Source organism: Polaribacter sp. SA4-10 (assembly GCF_002163835.1).
Classification (GTDB): domain Bacteria; phylum Bacteroidota; class Bacteroidia; order Flavobacteriales; family Flavobacteriaceae; genus Polaribacter.
The window spans coordinates 155,786-173,697 of record NZ_CP019331.1; the positions used below are offsets into that span (position 1 = coordinate 155,786).

Below are 17,912 nucleotides of genomic sequence, written 5' to 3' on the forward strand. Positions count from 1 at the left end.
TTTATTTATTAGTATCCTGGATTTTGAATTAAATTAGGATTAGTTGTTATAATATTATTTGGTAATGGAAATATATTTCTAAAACTGTCAGTACCAACACCGTCTTTAGAATCTCCTTTAAAAGGCCATAAATAAGTATCTGATGTAAAATAATTATATCTTATTAGATCTGTTCTTCTTTGACCTTCCCAATATAATTCACGAGATCTTTCGTCTAATACATAGTCTAAAGTTAAGTCTCCGCTACCAATATTTCCATTAGAATTTCCAAAAGCTCTTTCTCTTAATTCATTTATTTTAGTAACTGCTAAACCTAAGTCTCCAGCACCACCTCTAAGTGTTGCTTCTGCATAGTTTAAATAAATTTCGGCTAATCTAATTAATGGTAAATCTGTATCTACAAAATCACCAGCAGCATCAGATCCTTGATTCCCATTAGAATCAATGTTTTTAAATTTAGTAACAGCATAACCATTTTCAAAAGATGGAATTTCTTCTATTTCTAGTGTTTGACCGTCTTTATGAAACATACCTCTACTATCTCCAACAAAAGGCATAATTGTATAGGTTAATGTATTTAAATCTAAAGTGATAAAATAAGTTCCTGCTGTAGTTATAGGAATATTTGAACCACCAGACTCTAATGTACCATCTGTAGTATCATCACCATAATTATTACCCCAATCTTCATCAAACCTAAACTTCATTTCTCCACTAGTTAAATCAGCATACAATGCATAGGTATTATTACCTGTTTCATACATTTCCATGTCTGGTCCATCCCATGAGTTAAGTGTAGCATCTCCTACTAATCCCCATTTAGAAATTGTTCCTAAATTATTATTAAGTTTTGTAACATCTACATTAAATTTATTAACTAAGTTTTTTGTGGTTCTTAAGCCTCCCCAGCCACCATTAACTCCAAAATCAGTAGCATTCATATTTCCACCTATTGCAGCATGTACTAAAAATGTAGAACCACCATAAGTTTGAGATCTAAGACCATCAAAGTTTAAAGCAAAAATAAACTCGTTTTGCGCACCATTTGTGTTATTGTCAGCTAAAAACAACTCGTCATATGCACTTCCGTTTCCATTAGCATCTGTTGTGTTTATTGAATAACTAGATGACATCACATTATTAGAAAATGTAACTGATTCATTGTACTTAGCAGTACCCGTCCAAACTTCTGCATTTAAATATAGTTTAGATAATAGTGCCCAAGCAGCAACTTTATCTACTCTACCATATTCATTAGCACCACTAGCTTTTAATTGATCTTGAATTTCTAATAATTCAGTTTCTATAAAATTAAATAAATCTGTTCTTGTTGCCTGTGATGGTAATTCTGTAGTTACAGAAGTTACTAAAGGAACATTACCATATAAATCTAATAAATTATAGTACGTAAATGCTCTTAAAAAACGAGCTTCTGCTATATAACTAGCTATTTCTGTGTCTGCTAATGCTTCTGCGTTCGCTATAAAAGAATTACAAAAAGATACTTCTTGCGCCAATCTATAATACATTGCCTCAGAAAAGTCATTACTACCAGACCAATATAAACCATGTAAATCAGGTAAACCGGCATCTCCCCAACCTACTACTGCGTGGTCTGTTGTTAATTCATTTAAGTTAAATAACATTCTTGAATATTGTGAAAAACCTTCATCAATATCTTGTATGTCTGCTTGTCCTGCAGGACCTTGTTGTCCTGTTAACGCTAAACTAGCATATAATTTAGCAAGTGCTCCTTGTGCTTCTGTTGCACTTGAAAACACATCTTCTTCTGTAAAACTATCTGGATCAATAGGAGATTGATTCAGATCTTCGTGACATGATATAGCTCCTAGAGAGAATAACATGATTACAATTAAATATTTAAATTTTTGTTGCATTTTTTTCTTTTTAATTAAAAGTTAACATTTACACCTAAAACAAATGATCTAGGTCTTGGGTAAAAATTATTATCGATACCTAAACTGATTTCTGGATCTAAACCATCATAATCAGTTATTGTTAAAACATTCTGTAGTGATCCGTAAAAACGAAATGTTGTATTTTCTACCTTTTCTAAAGTATAGCCAATTGCTATATTGTCTATTTTAAAGAAAGAAGCATCTTGAACAAAATGATCACTTAAAGCAGTTTTATCACTAATAATTGTAAAACCACTATTGTAATAGTCTGAATGTAAGTTTGATAAAATATTGTTATTCGTGGCATTTACTTGAACACCCTTATTAGCAGCAATATCATTATACATGTAATTTCCAAAACTAGCTCTAGTTTGTATTGATACATCCCAGTTTTTATAACTAAAATTTGAGTTAAAACCCATTAATACATCACCAAAAGGATCCTCATTAATGTATTTATCATCGTCATTAATAATATTATCACTATTTCTATCTACAAACACGCCTTCTATTGGCATTCCTGAAGTATCATAAACTTGTTGAAAAACATAAAAACTATTTGCTGTTTCACCTTCTCTATGCACTTGTACATTATTACCAACACCTGTAGAGATTCCTCCTTGAGGCTGATCTACAGATAATTCAGTAATTTTATTATCATTTAAAGAAATGTTATAATTAACAGACCATTCTAAATCTTTAGTTTTAATAGGAGATGCATTTATGTTAAATTCAATACCTCTATTTTCCATATTACCAATATTTGCATTTATTCTATTTCCAAAATTTGTAAAAGGATCTACAATTGAACTTGCAATTAGGTCGTTTGTCTGTTTTAGGTACGCATTTACAGAACCAGAAATCCTACTACCAAATAAAGCAAAATCTACACCAACATTAAACGTTTTACCTACTTCCCATCGCAAATCTTTATTAATAGGTTCTGGTCTAAATGTTTGGTAAAAAGCATTACCAAATTGATAATTTGCAGTATCTGTACTTCCTTGGTATCTTGTTAAAAACTGGTAATCACCTAATCCATTAATGTTTCCTATTTCTCCATAACCAACTCTTAATTTTAACTCATTAAAGAACGAGTCTTCCATGAAAGCTTCTTTATGAATACTCCATGCAGCTGCAAATGAAGGGAAGATTCCCCAACGATCATCAGGATTTAATTTAGAAGAAGCATCTGCTCTTACCGTTGCTGTTAAATAGTATTTACCATTGTAATCGTAATTTGCTCTTCCAAAATAAGATAATAATACATTTTTAGACTTATCAATAAATTCATAAGTATTACCATCTTCTTCAGCTTCACTATCATAACTATAATTGTCATATTCAAATGACTGATAAGCATGTCCTCCAACAACCGTTAAATTGTGTGCTTCATTAAATGTTTTCTGATACGTTAAATAAGCATCAAAAACTTTGTTGTCAGAATTTTGAACATAACTTGTTAAAGATCCATTAAATGTTGCATCTGAAGTTGGAATTGATGCAGAAGTAACTTTTCTACCATGACTATTAGAAGTGTCATAACCTAAGTTAACAGTAGCAGTAAAGTCTTCGAAACCATGTATTTTATAATCAAACTTTACATTTCCTACAAAACGTCTAACTTCAGCGGTATCATCTATTAGGTTTAATAGCGCTAAAGGATTTGTTGGTGCTAAGTTATTTTGATTCCCTGTACCAGCATCTAGCCAAGCAAAGTAACCTCCATATTGTGAGTTAGCATCATAAACAGCTTGTGTTGGATCAAAAGATACAGCACCTCCTATAGCTCCTCTATCAGCAAATTTGTTTTCTGTATACATTCCTTTTGCATTTAATTCAATTTTTAAATGCTTATCAAATAAAGTTGGTGATAAGCTAACAGAACCTGTAGTACGTTGTAAGTTATCTCCATTTAAAATTCCACCATGTTCAGAATATCCTAAAGAAGCTCTCATTGGCACACCATAAAGGTTACCCAGTGCACTAAAGTTATGATCTTGACCAATTGCAGTAGTATAAATTTCTTCTTGCCAATCTGTATTAGAGTTCCCTAATAACCCAATTTGAGTTGTCGTGCCAATATTATTTATTAAGCTTGTAAATTGATCTGCAGACAAAACATCTACTTTATCTCTTAAAGTATATACCGTAGTTTGTGAACTAATATTGAATTTAAAGTCTTTATCTTTTCCTTTTTTAGTCGTAATTAATATTACCCCATTTGCTGCTCTAGAACCATAAATGGCAGTAGAAGATGCATCTTTTAAAACTACAAATGTTTCAATGTCATTTGGATTGATAAAGTTTAATGGGTTTCTTGAGCCTCCAACACCTCCATTATCTAAAGGAATACCATCTATTACATATAATGGTTGGCTTGTTAATGATAAAGAACCTGTTCCACGAATATTAATAGATTGGCCATCACCAGGAGCACCAGATCCCGCAATTACATTTACACCTGCAACTTTACCACTAATAAGTGATTGTGCAGATACAATAGGGCCTTTGTTAAAGTCTTTACTTGTTAAAAGATCTGTTGTACCCGTTAAATCTTCTTTTCTTACAGATCCATAACCCACAACAACAATTTCTTCTAGTTGTTCTGCAGATTCATCTAATTCAACTGTTAAGTTAAAGTTAGATTCAATTGTAATTTCTTTATCAGAATACCCTAAGTATCTAAAAACTAACACATCGCCAGTTTTTACTTTTTCAATACTAAAGTTTCCATCAAAATCGGTTTCAGCACCTTTTATTGTGCCCTTAACCACTACACTCACACCAGGTAAGGGTTCGCCTGTTGCTTTTTCTTTTACTACACCATTAACCGTTTGTTGTGCAAACATGGTAAATGATGAGCTTAAAAGAATACCAATTAACAATAATTTAAATTTTTTCATGTATAAGTTGTTAAATAATAACTGTAAATTTGATTTTGTATTAACAATAAATTTACATTCCACACAGTAAATATAGTTACTTGTTGATCATTTTAAATATGATAAATATCACGAAACCGTTTTCGTGTTAACAACTTTTTTTTTAAAAAATCATCATATTAATAATAAATAATACTAAAATTTGCATTTTTATAAATAAATGAAGCAAAAAATTACCATAAAAACAATTGCTAAAGAATTAGGTGTTTCTACATCTACAGTCTCTAAGGCATTAAAGGATAGTCATGAGATTAGTATTGAAACCAAAGAAAGGATTCAAGCTTATGCAAAACATTATAATTATAAGCCTAATAGTCTAGCGCTTCAACTTCGCAATCAAAAGACAAAAGTAATCGGAGTAATTTTACCTAAAATTGTGCATCACTTCTTTTCTACTGTAATAAAAGGAATAGAAGAAGGAGCAAGTGAAAAAGGGTATCATATTATGGTTTGTTTTTCTAATGAATCGTATAAGAAAGAAGTGGAAACTTTAAAGGTTTTGTCTAATGGAAGTGTAGATGGAATTATTGTGTCTGTAGCTAATGAAACACTAGAAAATAAGGATTTTGATCACTTTAAAGAGTTGGTTTCAGAAGAGATTCCTTTGGTCTTGTTTGATAGAGTAGTTGATGAAATATTCTGTGATAAAGTTGTGGTTGATGATGTAGGAGCAGGGTATAAAGCAACGAAACATTTGTTAGATAATGGTAGAAAAAAGATCGCTTTAATTACAACCCCAAACCATGTTAATGTAGGTGCTTTAAGAAGACAAGGTTATGAAAAAGCGCTGATAGAAAATTATATTAAAACTGACAAAAATTTAATTATAGAAATTGATGAAAAAAAGGATATAATAGCACAAATAGAAGAGGTTTTTAAACAAGATATTGATGGTGTTTTTGGTGTAAACGAAATTTATGCAGCTAAGGCAATAAGAGTTGCTAAAAAAAGAGGTTTAAAAGTACCTGAAGACATCTCTATCATTGGTTTTACTGATGGTTTGATTTCTAGGTATTCATCACCTTCAATTACAACAGTAGCACAACATGGTTTTACTATGGGTAAGCAGGCTGTAGAACTTTTAATTGAAAGAATAGAAAAAGAATCTGAAACCTATAGCCCAAAAAAGATTGTAATTTCTAGTGATTTAAAACTACGAGAATCCACGAAACCGTCGTCGTAAAAATTATATTTAATTTCTATCAATAAGAGAAAATAAAAATATCTTTGTATTATTAATCGATTTTTCAATAAATTATATTCCACAAAATTTATTAATTGATAAGTCTAAACACTTATCGTAATATTCATTTATAATATTCGATAATGGAAAAGCGTAAGTTAAGCTTCTGGCAAATTTGGAACATGAGTTTTGGGTTTCTGGGGATACAATTTGGATTCGCCTTACAAGGTGGATTTATGTCAAGAATTTTTCAAACTTTAGGAGCAGGAAAGGAAGAGATTCCTTTACTATGGATTGCAGCACCTTTAACAGGTTTACTTGTACAACCAATTATTGGTTATATGAGTGACAGAACTTGGAGCATAAAATGGGGTAGAAGAAGACCTTATTTTTTAGTAGGTGCTATCTTAAGTTCATTAGCGCTGTTTTTTATTCCTCATTCACCTGTATTATGGGTTGCAGCTGGTTTTCTTTGGATTCTAGATGCTTCTATAAATATCTCTATGGAGCCATTTAGAGCTTTAGTTGCAGATAAATTACCTCAATCTCAAAGATCTTATGGTTTTGTTGTTCAAACATTAATTATAGGAATAGGAACTTGGATTGCAAGTAATTTACCTTGGATGGTTTCTAAACTTGGTGTTAGTAATGAAGCAGCATCTGGTGTAGTGCCAATGTCTGTTAAAGTAGCATTTGGAATTGGTGCTTTTGTGTTTTTAGCGAGTATTCTTTATACCGTTTTTACAACAGATGAATATCCGCCAGAAGACATGGAAGAATTTGAGCGAGAAAAAGCAAAGAGAAACAATTTTATTCCAGATATTCTAGAAAATATTGGAAGTATGCCAACAACAATGAAAAAATTGGGTGTTATTCAGTTCTTTTCTTGGTTTGCATTTTTTACAATGTGGAGTTTAGCAAATCCTGCCTTAACAGAACATGTTTTTAATACTCCAGCTCCACTAGAATCTGCTTTTAATATGGCAGACTCACTTCAAGCAGAAGCATTTAAAATTGCAAATACTAAGTTTCAAGAATCTTCTAATTCAGTAGGTTCTGCTATGGGTATTTATGGTTTATCGTCAATGGTATTTGCTTTATTATTAACGTTGTACACTTCAAAAAGAAACATTAACAGAAAATATGTACACCTGTTTTCTTTGATTATTGGAGGTATCGGTTTTTTATTGATGAGCTATGCTTCACCAGAAAACTTAAAATACTGTTTTGTATTAATAGGTTTTGCCTGGGGTAGTATTTTGTCAATGCCATATGCAATGTTATCAAGTTCTGTAGACCCAAAGAAAATGGGCGTAATTATGGGTATTTTTAATATGTTTATTGTAATTCCGCAGATTATTGCTGCGTTGGGAGGAATCAATTATGTATCAGGTTTATTAGGTAAAGAAGCGATAAATGCAATGACTGTTGCAGGAATTAGCTTAATAATTGCAGGTTTTTGTAACTTACTAATCACCAATAAGAACGCAATTAGTTATCAAGGAGAGAATTAAAAAATTAGAATGAAAAAAGGATTTATATTTGATTTGGATGGTGTTATAGTTGACACTGCCAAATATCATTACTTAGCTTGGAAAAAATTAGCGAATCATTTAGGTTTCGAATTTACCAAAGAACAAAATGAATTATTTAAAGGTGTTAGTAGAAAACGTTGTTTAGAAATTTTGTTAGAAATTGGTAATAGAGAAGCAACACAAGAAGAATTTGATACTTGGATGGTAGAAAAAAATGTTGATTATTTAGAGTATATCAAAAACATGGATGCATCTGAGATTCTTCCAGATGTTCCTAGGGTATTAGAATTTTTGAAAAACAATAATATTCCTATTGCTTTAGGATCCGCAAGTAAAAACGCACAACCTATTTTAGAAAAAGTGGGTTTATTACATTATTTCGATACAATTGTAGATGGTAATAATGTTACAAAAGCAAAACCAGATCCAGAAGTATTTCTGCTTGCTGCAAGGCAATTAGGAGTCAATCCTGATGATTGTGTTGTTTTTGAAGATGCAGTTGCAGGAGTAGAAGCGGCAAATGCTGCTAAAATGATAAGTATAGGTATTGGAGATGAAAAAGTGCTTTCTGAAGCGCAATTGAACTTTAATGATTTTACAGAAATTAGCACCAATTTTATTAAAGATTTATTAAAATAGATTAAAAAGAAAAGTTAGAAACGAGAAAAGATGAAACAATTCTTTATTTTTTTCTCTCTATTCTTTTCTCTCAAAAAAGCATAAAATGAATCAAGATTATATAAAACCAAATGAATGGTCTATCCTAGAAGAAGGATTTGATGCTGCAACGGTAAAATCTTCAGAAAGTTTATTTAGTATTGGTAATGGTGTCATGGGACAGCGTGCTAATTTTGAAGAACAATATACAGGAGATACGTTTCAAGGAAGTTATATTGGAGGTGTTTATTACCCTGATAAAACACGTGTTGGATGGTGGAAAAACGGTTATCCAGAATATTTTGCGAAAGTTTTAAATGCACCAAATTGGATAGGAATTAACGTTTTAATTAACGATGAAAAACTAGATTTACATACATGTAAAGAAGTCTCAAAGTTTAAACGAGAGCTTAACATGAAAGAAGGTTGGTTGTCTAGAAATTTTGAAGCTGTTTTACAAAACGGAATCAAAATTAAAGTTGATACCAAACGTTTTTTAAGTTTAGATATAGATGCTGTTGGCGCCATTAATTACAATGTAACTCCTTTAAATTCTGATGCAAAAATCACCTATATTCCTTATATAGATGCAGGAATTACGAATGAAGACACCAATTGGGATGACCAATTTTGGGATGTTTTAGAAGTTTCTCAAAACAATCAGCAATCTTACATTCAGGCAAGAACCATGAAAACACATTTTTACACGTGTACGTTTATGGAATCTAGATTATTTGTAGATAATAAAGAGGTTATTACAGGATGTAATAATAAACAATTAGAGAAATATACTTCTTTCACGTATCAACAAGAGGTTAAGCAAAACCAAACATTTACCATTCACAAATTTGGTGGTTATGTGGTTGATAGAAATCATCATAAAGATGAATTAGTTACTGCTGCAAAAGAAGCTTTAGACAAAGCTGTAGGTTTTGGTTTTGATGCTTTATTAGAAATGCAAAAACAATCTTGGGCACAAATCTGGAAAATGTCTGACATTACGATAGAAGGTGATGTGAAGGCACAACAAGGAATTCGTTTTAATATTTTTCAACTAAATCAAACCTATTTAGGAACTGATGCTACTTTAAATATCGGTCCAAAAGGTTTTACAGGAGAAAAATATGGAGGAAGTACGTATTGGGATACAGAAGCATATTGTATTCCTTTTTACATGGCTACAAAAGATCAATCTGTTGCAAGAAAGTTATTAGAATACAGGTATTATCATTTAGATAAAGCCATTGAAAATGCAGAGAAACTTGGTTTTACAAACGGAGCAGCATTGTATCCAATGGTTACTATGAACGGTGAAGAATGCCATAATGAATGGGAAATTACTTTTGAAGAAATTCATAGAAATGGCGCTATCGCTTTTGCTATTTTTAATTATTTTAGATTTACAGGCGACTATTCTTACATTCCAGAAAAAGGATTGGAAGTTCTAATTGGTATTGCACGTTTTTGGCAACAAAGAGCTACTTTTTCTTCGGATAAAAACAAATTCATGATTTTGGGAGTAACCGGTCCAAATGAATATGAAAACAATATAAACAATAATTGGTACACAAATTACATTGCAAAATGGTGTATTAATTATGCCTTAGAAAATATAAATACTGTAAAAACGGACTATATTTCTGATTACATCAGGATTAAAGAAAAAGTAAAATTTTCTGATGATGAATTATCTAAATGGAAAAATGTTGCTGATAATATGTATTTCCCATTTTCAGAAAAATACAATGTTTTCTTACAACAAGATGGTTTTTTAGACAAAGAATTAATCTCTGTTGCAGATTTAGATAAAAGCCAAAGACCTATTAATCAAAAATGGAGTTGGGATAGAATTTTACGTTCTCCTTATATAAAACAAGCAGATACTTTACAAGGTTTCTATATGTTTGAAGAAGATTTTTCTACGGAAGAATTAGAACGTCATTTCGATTTTTACGAACCATTTACAGTTCATGAAAGTTCATTGTCTCCTTGTGTACATAGTATTCAAGCAGCAAAGTTAGGTAGAATGGATCAGGCGTACGAATTTTATTTAAGAACTTCACGTTTAGATTTAGACGATTATAATCACGAAGTAGAAGAAGGGTTACACATTACTTCTATGGCAGGAACCTGGATGAGTATCGTTGAAGGTTTTGGAGGAATGAGAGTGCTAAATAACACCCTTTCTTTTTCACCAAAAATTCCCAAAGGATGGAAATCGTATTCATTTAAAGTAAACTTTAGAAATCAAGTAATTACTGTAAATGTGACTCAAAATAGAACTCATTTTGAATTAGAAGGGAAAAATGAAATAAGTATTTTAGTGAATGGAGAACTTGTAACGATAACTCCAAATAATTTAGTAACTGTTTAAAATTGAAATTATGAAACTTTACAGGAGTATTTTTATTTCATTAACAATATTGTTTTTTATAGCATGTAGTAATGTTGAATCCACTAAAAATGTTTCTGAGGTTTCAATTTCAAATACCAGTTTAGAAAGAGTAGAACCAACAAATTGGTGGATTGGTTTTAAAAATACTTCATTACAATTATTAGTAAAAGAAGACAATATTGGCAAATCAAAACCATCAATTTCTTATGCTGGAGTTTCTATTAAAAAAGTAAACAAAGCGAGAAGTGAAAACTATTTATTTATCGATTTAGAGATTGATAAATCAACCAAAGCAGGAAAATTTGATATTGTTTTTACATTTGAAGATGGAACAAAAAAAGCGCATACCTATGAACTTAAAGCAAGAGAAAAATCTGCTGATAAATATGTAGGTTTTAATAGTTCTGATGCAATTTATTTAATTACTCCAGATCGTTTTTCAAATGGGGATGAAACAAATGATATCAACAAAGATTTAAAAGATACTTCTTTAGACAGAACGGATGGTTATAAACGTCATGGAGGTGATTTACAAGGAATAATAAATAATGTAGATTATATCTCAGACTTAGGTTTTACAACGGTTTGGCCAACTCCAGTATTAACAAATGACATGCCTAAAGGGTCATATCATGGGTATGCAATTACAGATTATTATCAAGTGGATCCTCGTTTTGGAACTCTAGATGATTATAAAAATTTGGCAGATAAGTTAAGAGAAAAAGAAATGAAATTAATCATGGATCAAATTGCAAATCATTGTGGTTTGGAACATTGGTGGATGAAAGATTTGCCTTTTAAAGATTGGGTAAATAATCAAAAAAATTACGAAGTCAATATTGAAAATTGGACTTATAAAACAAATATAAATTCTAACCATAGAAGAACTACAAATCAAGATTTATACGCTTCTGAAATTGATAGAAAAGAAAATAATGAAGGTTGGTTTGTTGCCGAAATGCCAGATTTAAATCAACGCAATCCTTTTATGGCAAAATATATTATTCAGAATAGTATTTGGTGGATAGAAACTTTAGGTTTAGGCGGAATTAGACAAGACACTTATCCTTATCCTGATAAAGATTTTATGGCAAATTGGGCAGGTACAATTATGAACGAATACCCTAATTTTTCTATTGTTGGAGAAGAATGGAGTTACAATCCGTTATTAGTTGGTTATTGGCAAAAAGGGGCACAAAATAAAGATGGATATGAATCTAACTTAAAATCTACAATGGATTTTCCGATGCAAAAATCTATTATTGACGGAATCAATGAAGAAGAATCTTGGGATACTGGTTTAGTAAAAATTTACGAAGGATTGGCCAACGATTTTCAGTATGCAACACCAAAAGACATTATGGTTTTCTTAGACAATCATGATAAAAGTAGGTTGTATACAGAAGTTAATGAAGATGTTACAAAAGCTAAAATGGCGTTGAGTTACATGTTAATGTTACCAAGAATTCCACAAGTTTATTACGGAACAGAAATTTTAATGGATGATACCGCAAAACCTGGAGATCACGGTTTGATTAGAACCGATTTCCCTGGAGGTTTTAAAGGTGATAAAAGGAATGCATTTACAAAAGAAGGTTTATCTGAAGCTCAAAAAACGATGCAGTCTTTTGTAACTAAAATTTTAAATTATCGTAAAAATAGTGAGGCAATTCATAATGGAAAGACCATTCATTTTGCTCCATTTAGGGGAACTTACTTTTTGTTCAGAACGAAAGATAATGAAACAGTTGTTCATATTATTAATAAAAATGACACCCCTATTACAATCGATTTAAAACGTTATAGTGAAGTTGGGTTAAAAGGGAAAACGCTAAAAAATATCCTAACAGGAGAAGCATTTAATTGGGGAGATGAAATTCATTTATCAGAAAAAGGAAGTGTTATTTTAACTACAAAGTAAGAGACTATATAATTAAGAACCTGTCAGTTCGATTGATTCTGATTTTTATCAGAATTGTATGGAGAACTTTTTAAAGAACAAAACATGAAAAATCTAATTATTATTTGTTTAACGCTAATCATTTTTTCTTGTAAATCAGAAACTAAAGAAGTAGAAAGTAATTATGATAATATATCTGCTTTGGTTTTAAAGGATGCCATTTTAGCAGGTGGTCAATTAATAAGAATAGATAGTTTTTCTTCAAAAAATATTACAGCGAGACCTGTTGATGTCTGGTTGCCAGAAAATTATTCGTCAGAAAAAAAATATGCTGTTTTGTATATGCATGATGGACAAAATTTGTTTGATGCAACCACTACTTGGAACCAGCAAGAATGGATGATTGATGAGGTTGCTACAAAATTAATGAAAGATGAAATCACTAAAAATTTTATAGTTGTTGGTATTCATAATATTCCTGCAATTAGATGGCAAGATTTATACCCAGAAAAAGCAATGAATTTTCTTTCAAAAGAAGATAAAGATAAAATGTACAAAGAAGCTGCAAAAAATAATGCTAGGACTAATTTATTTGGTGATGAATATCTAAAATTTATTATTGAAGAGTTAAAACCATATATAGATGCAACATATGCTGTTTACACAAATAAAGAAAATACATTTGTTGCAGGTTCTTCTATGGGAGGCTTAATGTCTATGTATGCAGTAGCAGAATATCCAGAAGTTTTTGCAGGTGCAGCTTGTGTTTCTACTCATTGGGTTGGAGGGTCTCCAAAAGAGAATAACCCTTTACCAGATGCAGTTTTTAAGTACTTAGAAAGTAATTTACCAAGTGCAGAAAATCATAAAATGTATTTTGATTATGGCAATAAAACATTAGATCAATTTTATCCTCAATATGCACCAAGAGTAGATTCTATTTTTCTGAAGAATGATTATACATCAGAAAATTTTAAAAATCTATTTTTTGAAGGAACAGATCATTCAGAGCTTTCTTGGCAGAGAAGAGTAAGTATTCCGTTAACTTTTTTACTTAAAAAATAAACATGAAACATATTAAATTTCTTTATTTATTTGTTCTAATCTCTTCATTTTCTATTGCTCAAAATTCAACTCGAATTTTTAAAAATGTAACTGAAACAAAAAACGGATTAGAAATTAATGTAAATGATGGCACCTATTATATTACTTTTTATAATGAAAAAATAATTGAAACCTCATTTGTTCCTAAAGGTGAAGAATTACAAAATAATTCTCATGCAGTGGTTTTAAACAAGAAAGATTTAGATGTAATTTCAATTTTAACTCAAAGCGAAAGTATATTTTCTTCAGAAGGAATATCAATTCATATTCAACATAACCCTTTTCAAATTAGCTATACATATAAAAATGAATTAATCACTTCAGAAAAACAAGGCTATTACAAATCTAAACACCTTCCTTTAGAAAATGTAAAAGGTAATATTACTAATGAAGAAACAGAAAAAATTGAATTCAATTTAACTTCTGATGAGGTTTTATATGGAGCAGGAGCAAGAGCTTTAGGAATGAACAGAAGGGGTCATCGTTTAGCTTTATACAACAGAGCACATTATGGTTATGAAACGTATTCTGAGTTGATGAATTTTACGCTACCAATTGTGATTTCCTCTAAAAAATATATGATTCATTTTGATAATGCACCAATTGGTTACTTAGATTTAGATAGCAAAAAAGACAATTCATTGACGTATGAAACAATTTCTGGACGCAAAACATATCAAGTTATAGTTGGTGATTCTTGGGTTGATTTAATTGATAATTATACAGATTTAACAGGGAAACAACCTTTACCACCAAGATGGACTTTAGGTAATTTTTCAAGTAGATTTGGGTATCATTCTCAAAAAGAAACAGAAGAAACAATTGATAAATTTAAAGAAGAGAAAATTCCTGTGGATGCTATTGTTTTAGACTTGTATTGGTTTGGAAAAACCATTCAAGGAACTATGGGGAATTTAGAAGTAGACAAAGGTTCTTTCCCAGATATAAAAGGAATGGTTTCTCGTTTAAAAGAAAAAGGAGTTAAAACTGTTTTAATTACTGAACCTTTTATTTTGTCGAATTCTAAAAAATGGAATGAAGCTGTAGAAAAAAACGTTTTAGCAAAAGATTCTGTTGGAAACCCTGCTAAATATGATTTCTATTTTGGAAATACAGGTATTGTAGATCTTTACAAAAAGGAAGGAAAAGATTGGTTTTGGAATATTTATAAAGAGATTTTAAACCTTGGTGTAAAAGGACTTTGGGGAGATTTAGGAGAGCCAGAAGTACTGCCTTCTTGGGTGAATTTTGAGAGTAATAAAGCAGATGAAGTTCATAATATTTATGGTCATGATTGGGCACGTTTAATTTTTGAAGGATATCAAAAAGAGCTTCCAAACGAAAGACCTTTTATTTTAATGAGAGCTGGATATTCTGGTTCTCAGCGTTTTGGTATGATTCCTTGGTCTGGAGATGTTAGTAGAAGTTGGGGAGGTTTACAGTCTCAGCCAGAAATAGCATTACAAATGGGAATGCAAGGTTTGGGGTATATGCATTCTGATTTAGGTGGGTTTGCAGGTGCAAATTTAGATGATAATTTATATACACGTTGGTTGCAATATGGTGTTTTTCAACCAATTTTTAGACCTCATGCACAAGATGATGTACCAAGTGAGCCTGTTTTTAGAAGTGAAAAAGCAAAGAAATTAGCGAAAGAATCTATTGAATTACGTTATAAATTATTGCCTTATAATTACAATTTAGCATTCGAAAATAATCAAAAAGGAACGCCTTTAATGCGTCCAATATTCTTTGAAGAAGAGGATGAAAAACTAATGAGTAATTCATCTACATATCTTTGGGGTAAAGATTTTTTAATCACGCCAATTTTAAAAGATTCTGTAAAAACGAAAGAAATATATTTCCCTAAAACAGCAAATTGGTTCAATTTTTATACGGATGAAAAAGTTGAAGGAGGAAAAACAAAAACTGTAAAAGTTAAAGAAAATTCTATTCCAACCTACGTAAGAGGAGGCACTTTTATTTTAATGTCAGATTTAGTACAAACCACAGACAATTATAAAGCAGATAAATTAGAAATTCATTATTATTATGATGCTTCTATCAAAAAAAGTGAAAGAGAATTTTATAATGATAATGGTTTAACAGCAAATGCTTTTGAAAAAGAAGAATTTGAAATTTTAGAATTTGAATCAGAAGTAACAAAACGTTATTTAGAAATTAATTTTAATACTGAATTTGGTGATAATTGGAAATCATCAGAAAAAGAAATACAATTGATAATTCACAATATAAACTGGACCCCTAAAAAAATAAAAGTAAATGGTAAAAGAGCACCAATTTTATCAAAAAATAATACACTTAGAATTCCTTTAAATTGGAATACAAAAAAAGAATTAAAAATTAAAGTATCATTAAAATAACTGTCGATTATGAATAAAAAACAATCTCTTATAGTTGCAGCCATTTTATCAATAATAGTTGGTTGTACACCAAAAAAAGTATCAGAAAAGAAAATGTTGGAACAAGAAAAAGTAGGTAAAGTTGTCGTTTATCAGGTTTTTACTCGTTTGTTTGGGAATACAAATACCACGAATAAACCTTGGGGAACTATTGAAGAAAATGGCGTTGGAAAGTTTAATGACTTTACTGATAAAGCGTTATCAGAAATTAAAAATTTAGGAATTACGCATATTTGGTATACAGGAGTTCCACATCACGATGTAATTAGAGATTACACAAAATATGGCATTTCAAATGACGATCCAGATGTTGTTAAAGGAAGAGCAGGTTCTCCTTATGCTGTAAAAGATTACTATAACGTAAATCCTGATTTGGCTGTAAATGTTGAAAATCGATTAGAAGAATTTGAAGCTTTAATTAAGCGTTCTCATAAAACCGGATTAAAAGTAATTATTGATATTGTTCCAAACCATGTTGCAAGAAATTATAAAAGTATTTCTAATCCGGAAGGCGTAAAAAGTTTTGGAGAAGATGATACTACCTCTGTTATATATGATGTAAATAATAATTTTTATTACACTCCAAATGAAGCTTTTGAAGTTCCAGATTTTTTAAATAATTATGCACCTTTAGGAGGAGAAAAAACTCCTTTATCTGATGGTAGGTTTGATGAAAATCCAGCAAAATGGACAGGTAACGGTTCGCGTTCTACAAAACCTGATTTTTATGATTGGTATGAAACTGTAAAAGTTAACTATGGTATTTCACCAGAAGGGAAAAAAGATTTTGATGAATTACCAGCAGGTTTTGCAAACGAAGATTACAAAAAACATTTTGAATTTTGGCAAGATAAAACGGTGCCAAATTCTTGGGTAAAATTTAGAGATATTGCATTGTATTGGATAGAAAAAGGTGTTGATGGTTTTAGATATGACATGGCAGAAATGGTTCCAGTAGAGTTCTGGAGTTTCATGAATTCAGCTATTAAAATGAAAAATCCAGATGCTTTTTTATTAGCAGAAGTATACAATCCTCAAATGTATAGAGATTACATTAAAAAAGGAAAAATGGATTATTTGTATGACAAAGTTCAGTTATATGATACGATTAAACATGTAATGCAAGGTCATGGATTAACAGATAATATTCCTCCAATTCTAGAAGATTTAAAAGACATAGAACATAATATGTTGCATTTTTTAGAAAATCATGATGAACAAAGAATTGCAAGCCCAGAATTTGCAGGAAATGCAGCTAAAGCGAAACCAGCAATGGTAGTTTCTGCAACAATTTCTACTGCACCAACGATGATTTATTTTGGTCAAGAATTGGGTGAAGATGGATCTGAAAATGCAGGTTTTGGAGCTCCTTCAAGAACTTCAATTTTTGATTATATTGGTGTTCCTTCCTTTCAAAGATGGGTAAACAATAAGCAATTTGATGGCGGACAATCTACCACAGAGGAATTGGCTTTAAGAGATTTTTACAAGCGTTTGTTAAATTTTACAATTTCTTCTGAAGCTTTAATGGGAGAGTATCAAGATATACATCATTATAATCGTCAAAATTCTGAATGGTATAATGATAAAGTTTTGTCTTATGTACGTTGGTCTGAAGATGAAAAATTAATTGTCATATCTAACTTTAATGCAGGTAATACATATGGTTTTGATTTAAGTTTACCAGAAGATATCATTGAAAAATTGGATTTAAAAGAGGGTGAGTATGTATTAGAAGATCAATTATATAAAGAGTATTCTACAACGTTGATTGTTAAAAATAAGCAAGCAAAATTTAGAGTAGATATTAAACCATTAGAATCTTTCATCTTAAAAATTCAGAATTAAAAA

The 17,912-nt window shown here is 30.6% G+C and carries 10 protein-coding genes; 8 read left to right on the forward strand and 2 right to left on the reverse strand.

Features of this window, described 5'->3' with window-relative positions:
• Positions 1-8: 8 nt before the first annotated feature.
• Positions 9-1,898, reverse strand: coding sequence for a RagB/SusD family nutrient uptake outer membrane protein (locus BTO04_RS00740; RefSeq protein ID WP_087562669.1), 1,890 nt, complete (start codon positions 1,896-1,898; stop codon positions 9-11).
• A gap of 14 nt (positions 1,899-1,912) precedes the next feature.
• Complete coding sequence (locus tag BTO04_RS00745; protein WP_087562670.1) at positions 1,913-4,825, reverse strand: SusC/RagA family TonB-linked outer membrane protein; 2,913 nt, start codon at positions 4,823-4,825, stop codon at positions 1,913-1,915.
• Between the two features lie 199 nt (positions 4,826-5,024).
• Between BTO04_RS00745 and BTO04_RS00750 the strand changes: the two genes are divergently transcribed.
• The 8 genes from BTO04_RS00750 to BTO04_RS00785 all read left to right on the forward strand — a co-directional run bounded on the left by BTO04_RS00750 (position 5,025) and on the right by BTO04_RS00785 (position 17,909).
• Positions 5,025-6,047, forward strand: a complete 1,023-nt coding sequence (locus BTO04_RS00750) for a LacI family DNA-binding transcriptional regulator (protein WP_087562671.1) — start codon at positions 5,025-5,027, stop codon at positions 6,045-6,047.
• A 143-nt stretch (positions 6,048-6,190) separates the two neighbouring features.
• Entirely contained in the window at positions 6,191-7,561 is a 1,371-nt protein-coding gene (locus BTO04_RS00755; protein WP_087562672.1) for an MFS transporter, read from the forward strand.
• Between the two features lie 9 nt (positions 7,562-7,570).
• A complete protein-coding gene (gene pgmB, locus BTO04_RS00760; protein WP_087562673.1) occupies positions 7,571-8,221 on the forward strand; it encodes a beta-phosphoglucomutase in 651 nt (216 codons plus the stop codon).
• Between the two features lie 85 nt (positions 8,222-8,306).
• Positions 8,307-10,613: a glycoside hydrolase family 65 protein gene (locus tag BTO04_RS00765; protein ID WP_087562674.1), complete on the forward strand. Its 2,307-nt coding sequence runs from the start codon at positions 8,307-8,309 to the stop codon at positions 10,611-10,613.
• Positions 10,614-10,623: 10 nt separating this feature from the next.
• Positions 10,624-12,555 carry a glycoside hydrolase family 13 protein gene (locus BTO04_RS00770; protein WP_087562675.1) on the forward strand — a complete coding sequence of 644 codons (1,932 nt, stop codon included), beginning with the start codon at positions 10,624-10,626 and terminating at the stop codon, positions 12,553-12,555.
• Positions 12,556-12,639: 84 nt separating this feature from the next.
• Positions 12,640-13,599: an alpha/beta hydrolase gene (locus tag BTO04_RS00775; RefSeq protein WP_087565289.1), complete on the forward strand. Its 960-nt coding sequence runs from the start codon at positions 12,640-12,642 to the stop codon at positions 13,597-13,599.
• 2 nt (positions 13,600-13,601) lie between these two features.
• Positions 13,602-16,022 carry a TIM-barrel domain-containing protein gene (locus BTO04_RS00780; protein ID WP_087562676.1) on the forward strand — a complete coding sequence of 807 codons (2,421 nt, stop codon included), beginning with the start codon at positions 13,602-13,604 and terminating at the stop codon, positions 16,020-16,022.
• Between the two features lie 9 nt (positions 16,023-16,031).
• Positions 16,032-17,909 carry an alpha-amylase family glycosyl hydrolase gene (locus BTO04_RS00785; RefSeq protein WP_087562677.1) on the forward strand — a complete coding sequence of 626 codons (1,878 nt, stop codon included), beginning with the start codon at positions 16,032-16,034 and terminating at the stop codon, positions 17,907-17,909.
• Positions 17,910-17,912 lie beyond the last annotated feature (3 nt).

What these genes read in the sequence shown, in the direction of transcription:
- pgmB (WP_087562673.1), top strand. Translation starts at nt 7,571, where the DNA reads ATGAAAAAAGGATTTATATTTGATTTGGATGGTGTTATAGTTGACACT.
- BTO04_RS00780 (WP_087562676.1), top strand. Translation starts at nt 13,602, where the DNA reads ATGAAACATATTAAATTTCTTTATTTATTTGTTCTAATCTCTTCATTT.
- BTO04_RS00745 (WP_087562670.1), bottom strand. Translation starts at nt 4,825, where the DNA reads ATGAAAAAATTTAAATTATTGTTAATTGGTATTCTTTTAAGCTCATCA.
- BTO04_RS00755 (WP_087562672.1), top strand. Translation starts at nt 6,191, where the DNA reads ATGGAAAAGCGTAAGTTAAGCTTCTGGCAAATTTGGAACATGAGTTTT.
- BTO04_RS00765 (WP_087562674.1), top strand. Translation starts at nt 8,307, where the DNA reads ATGAATCAAGATTATATAAAACCAAATGAATGGTCTATCCTAGAAGAA.
- BTO04_RS00775 (WP_087565289.1), top strand. Translation starts at nt 12,640, where the DNA reads ATGAAAAATCTAATTATTATTTGTTTAACGCTAATCATTTTTTCTTGT.
- BTO04_RS00785 (WP_087562677.1), top strand. Translation starts at nt 16,032, where the DNA reads ATGAATAAAAAACAATCTCTTATAGTTGCAGCCATTTTATCAATAATA.
- BTO04_RS00740 (WP_087562669.1), bottom strand. Translation starts at nt 1,898, where the DNA reads ATGCAACAAAAATTTAAATATTTAATTGTAATCATGTTATTCTCTCTA.
- BTO04_RS00750 (WP_087562671.1), top strand. Translation starts at nt 5,025, where the DNA reads ATGAAGCAAAAAATTACCATAAAAACAATTGCTAAAGAATTAGGTGTT.
- BTO04_RS00770 (WP_087562675.1), top strand. Translation starts at nt 10,624, where the DNA reads ATGAAACTTTACAGGAGTATTTTTATTTCATTAACAATATTGTTTTTT.